Below are 510 nucleotides of genomic sequence, written 5' to 3' on the forward strand. Positions count from 1 at the left end.
CCGTGTCCATCGCCAGGAGGTGGTCAAAAAGTTCCCGTATCTCCGAGTCGAGCCGTGGCGCATCTGGGGTGTCATCTTCGGGCTGGTCGGTTTCACCTGTCAGGTAAGCCGGTGTAGTGCCAAGCTCTCGCGCAATAAGATGGATGTGCTTGGACCCATATCCCTTGCCGGATACGAGGTTGTAAATCGACGCTTGGCTAATACCCACGCGCCTAGCCAACTCCGACTGTGAGAGCTTTCGTTCGGCCATGCGGGCGCGGAGGCGGGAGGCATCGAGCACGCCTTTTGCTACAACTTTCCCTGTAGCGACGATCTGAAGATTTATCTGTTGACGCACCTACAGATTTGCCTTTAGATTACCCTCATGGAACAACTCTCCCCCACGGATGCATTGCGCGAAGCAATTTCGCGGGTTGGATCGCAATCCGCGATGGGTCGCCTCGTAGGGGTCACGCAAGCTGCGGTGTGGGGTTGGCTGAAGCTCAACAAGCCTCTCCCTGCCGAACACGT

Annotated in this window: 2 protein-coding genes; one reads left to right on the forward strand and one right to left on the reverse strand. The window is 57.1% G+C overall.

Annotation, left to right across the window (positions count from 1 at the left end; genetic code table 11):
• On the reverse strand, positions 1 to 337 hold a 337-nt coding region (locus AACY45_RS27980), incomplete at its 3' end, for a helix-turn-helix domain-containing protein (RefSeq protein ID WP_339548714.1).
• A gap of 27 nt (positions 338 to 364) precedes the next feature.
• Here AACY45_RS27980 and AACY45_RS29405 point away from each other — a divergent pair.
• Positions 365 to 510, forward strand: a 146-nt coding sequence (locus AACY45_RS29405; protein ID WP_445261234.1) for a YdaS family helix-turn-helix protein, incomplete at its 3' end; no start/stop codon positions are given.

The sequence above is a fragment of the Pseudomonas sp. RA_35y_Pfl2_P32 genome (assembly GCF_963970735.1).
In the GTDB taxonomy this organism is placed as follows: domain Bacteria; phylum Pseudomonadota; class Gammaproteobacteria; order Pseudomonadales; family Pseudomonadaceae; genus Aquipseudomonas.